At 69.5% G+C, this 2,319-nt stretch carries 3 protein-coding genes; 2 read left to right on the forward strand and 1 reads right to left on the reverse strand.

The genetic code is table 11. The features are described 5' to 3' along the window. Window positions 1-861: FAD/NAD(P)-binding protein (locus HKK72_RS38645; RefSeq protein WP_187239334.1), on the reverse strand; the 861-nt coding region annotated here is incomplete at its 3' end. Window positions 862-1,114: 253 nt separating this feature from the next. Here HKK72_RS38645 and HKK72_RS38650 point away from each other — a divergent pair. Further along, window positions 1,115-1,804 (forward strand): isochorismatase family cysteine hydrolase, encoded by a 690-nt coding sequence (locus tag HKK72_RS38650; RefSeq protein ID WP_187239335.1) that lies wholly within the window; start codon window positions 1,115-1,117, stop codon window positions 1,802-1,804. Then, window positions 1,804-2,319, forward strand: a 516-nt coding sequence (locus HKK72_RS38655; RefSeq protein WP_187239336.1) for an aminotransferase class I/II-fold pyridoxal phosphate-dependent enzyme, incomplete at its 3' end; no start/stop codon positions are given. The genes HKK72_RS38650 and HKK72_RS38655, both read left to right, overlap by 1 nt.

Consider the following 2,319-nt stretch of genomic DNA (forward strand, 5'->3'; position numbering starts at 1 on the left):
ACGCCCGCTCGGCCGGTAGACCAGCCCGCCCCTGCCACCCGGTTCGAACCGCCCGCCGCGCCCGATGGTCAGCGCGGCCATCACGTCGTAGAAGGACAGGCCGAGCCCGATGATGCCGACCGGCGAGCCCGCAGGAACGGCCTCTAGCGGCATGTCGGCCGTGGAGCCGCATCGGATGTAGCGCAGCCTGGGATGTTCCGTGGCGAAGTCGGCGAGTTCCCGGTGCAGGCCGGTCAGCTCGGGTCTGGTATGCCCGGTGACCAGCACCACCCGGTCGGCGTCCAGGACCGCGCCGTCGGCGAGGCGCAGCCGGAACCGGTGCCCTGGGCGTACGCCGTTCGCAGGTTCTGCCCTCGGCTCGATGTCGAGCACGCGGCCGAGGACCTCGCGCAGGCGGACCCGGCCGGGCAGCGCCCGCCTGATCGAGTCCAACACGAACAGCATGTACCGGCCATGCAGTCCGCGCGGTGCGTAGCCGTTCTCTCCAGGGCAGTCCGGATCCTGGGTCGCCCACCATTCGGCCAGCGAGGGGCCCGCCCCCGGCCTCGCGGGCCCGCCGTCCGGACGCCCGGAGAACGCGGAGACCTCGCCGGCCACGGTGTTCATCAGAAACCAGTCCGGCTGGTCGGTACGCCAGATCCGGCCACAACCGACGTGAACGGCGTCGATCAGATGGATCTCCACCGGAGTCCTCGGTGGGTCGGCGACCAGGCGTGCGGCCAGGCGCTCCAGCACCGACAGCCCGCGTGGCCCGCTGCCGACCAGCGCGATCCGATGTACGGGGCCGCCCGCTCCGGCGGGTCCGCAGGAGCCGCCATTCCTTTCCGCGGCGCCTTCCTCCGTTCCGGCGAGGTCGAACATGCCGTTTCCCCCTTGGCGGGCCGACGAATACCAACCGAACGAGTTCCAGCGTGAGCGTAATTCGGTGCTCCGATGGCTATCAACGCCGTTGTGCTCATGAATCCCATGACCACCGTTCATGTAATTAGGACCGCTATTGATTTGCTCTCGCCAGGCGGTGAGCATGTCGCTGAGGGGTGGTGGGCGTGGCCACGGGGGCAAGCCTGCGCAATGGGCGTGACCACGGAGAAAATCAAGGAGAAGTGGATTGGTAATGAAATCGCATCCGGCCTTGCTCATGATGGATTTGATCAACGAGATCGTGCATCCCGATGGCAAATACGCCGGGGACGGCTATTACCAGCAGGTCAGCGAGCGCCAGGTACTCGAACATGCCGCCATCGCACTGGACCGGGCGCGTACGGCTGGAATCCCGGTAATCCACGTGGTGGTCGGATTCTCCGGCGACTACGCGCAGTGGCCGCCCGCCTCGCCGGTCTTCGCCGAGGCCCGTGCCGATCGGAGGCTTGTGCTCGGTACCTGGGCGACCAGGATCCACGACGCGGTGCGGCCACTGGCCGGCGAGCCGGTCGTGGCCAAACACCGGGTCAGCCCGTTCTACGGCACGCCGCTTGAGGAGATGCTCCATGCCCTGCGCGTGGACACGCTGCTGCTGACCGGGGTCACCACGGATCTGGTCGTGCTGTCGGCCGCCCGCGAGGCGCACGACCGCGACTACCGGGTGGAGGTACTGGCGGACGCCACCGCGACCGCCGACGACGCACTACACGAGACTGCGCTGACACTGCTGGCCCGTACCGCGACCGTCACCACCGTCGAGCAGGCATCTCCTTGGCGGAGCGCCTCCCGGCACGCGTCCACAGACCGGGACGCGGGGCCGGATCAAGGCGCGGTTCAAGGCATGGTGGCGCAGCAGGGCGCGGTGTCGAATCGGAGCCGGTGATGCCGCGCCCGGCCCGGCGGTTCGCGGCGATCAAGCCGTCCGCCACCTTCGCCGTGCTGGAGACGGTACGCGAACTGCGCGGCAAGGGCGTTGACGTACTCGACCTCGGCGGCGGCGAACCCGACTTCCCGACGCCTCGGCACGTCGTGACGGCGGCCGTCGAAGCGCTGCGCGACGGCAGGACCCACTACACGCCCAGCCGCGGCCTGTCGGAACTGCGCGCGGCGATCGCGGCGAAGCTGTCCGCCGACAACGGGATCCGGTTGGAGCCCGCGACCGACGTCATCGTGACACCGTCGGCCAAGCATGCCCTGTTCCTCGCCATGCTCGGGGTCCTCGACCCGGGGGACGAGATCATCCTTCCGGCGCCATGCTGGGTCAGCTATCCGGAGATGGCACGGCTGGTGGGAGCCAGGCCGGTCTTCGCCGAGACCCGGCTGTCGGCCCCGCCCGGAGCGGGGTCGGAATCGGCCACCGGGGGATTCCAGATCACCGGGCGGGCGTTGCGGGCCGTC

It is taken from the genome of Actinomadura sp. HBU206391 (assembly GCF_014323665.1).
Classification (GTDB): domain Bacteria; phylum Actinomycetota; class Actinomycetes; order Streptosporangiales; family Streptosporangiaceae; genus Actinomadura_C.